Here is an 886-nt window from a genome sequence, read left to right as displayed (position 1 = left end):
CCATTTGTGGCAGCAGCTTTGGTAGCCGCCGGAAAGTCCTTAATTTTACACCCCAATGCGAGCCTGAAGTATAAGCACACACCCTAAGCCGGCATGTCCGAAAGTATAGAAGCTTTTTTACTGAAATTTCTGAAGTTTGGCCTGGTGGGTTTTTCCGGCCTGATCCTGGACTTTGGGGTAACTTTCCTGGCGAAAGAAAAGCTCCGCTGGAACAAGTACATCGCCAACAGCCTGGGTTTTGCAGTTGCCAACACCAGTAATTACATCCTCAACCGGCTCTGGACATTCCACAGCGCAGACCCTGAGATCGGGTGGCAGTTCTCCAAATTCCTGTTGGTGGGGGTGGCCGGCCTGGCGCTCAACAACCTGATCGTATACCTGCTCACAGAGAAGGCAAAGCTCAACTTCTACCTTTCCAAGTTCATCGCCACAGTAGTGGTCTTTGTCTGGAATTTCCTTCTCAACTACCTCTATACCTTCACCCGGTAGTTTATTTCTCCTGCAGGATCCGGTAGATGCTGACCCGCTCATCTTTGTGCACACGCGGGTTGAGCAGGTGCAGCACATCGTCGTATAGCGACGGCATCAGGGTCGTTTCCAGCTTCAGGTGCGGGTACAGGCTGTTGATCTTAGCCATACGCTCCTCCATATCGTCCTGTCCTACCACCACTACATAGTCCGGCTTCTGGGGATAAGTGCTGATCTCAGCCGTCAGGCTGTCCACGGATTTGTCCCCGTTCAGGCTGTAGGTCATTACAAAATTTTCGGGCAGTGGCTTCCCGGCTTTGTAGGCATTCCAGACGTTCTTCTCATTGCGGTGATAATCTTCGTATTCGGCTGCCATGCGGTTGAGGTAGAAGAGCGGCGGCTGCTTCATGCTGTGGTG

General features: G+C 52.1%; 1 protein-coding gene and 1 pseudogene. One reads left to right on the top strand and one right to left on the bottom strand.

Going from position 1 to position 886, the window contains the following annotated elements; translation table 11 throughout:
* The first annotated feature begins 93 nt into the window (after positions 1-93).
* Positions 94-489 (top strand): GtrA family protein, encoded by a 396-nt coding sequence (locus tag OB13_RS20710; protein ID WP_461492084.1) that lies wholly within the window; start codon positions 94-96, stop codon positions 487-489.
* A gap of 1 nt (position 490) precedes the next feature.
* Here OB13_RS20710 and OB13_RS20705 read toward each other — a convergent pair.
* Positions 491-886, bottom strand: a pseudogene (locus tag OB13_RS20705) (glycosyltransferase family 39 protein); the annotation flags it as partial.

The sequence above is a fragment of the Pontibacter sp. HJ8 genome, assembly GCF_054824225.1.
This window is presented reverse-complemented; position numbering and strand designations above follow the sequence as displayed.

Bases quoted from the DNA above. Each gene is read 5' to 3' on its own strand.
- OB13_RS20710 (WP_461492084.1), top strand. From the start codon at position 94: ATGTCCGAAAGTATAGAAGCTTTTTTACTGAAATTTCTGAAGTTTGGC.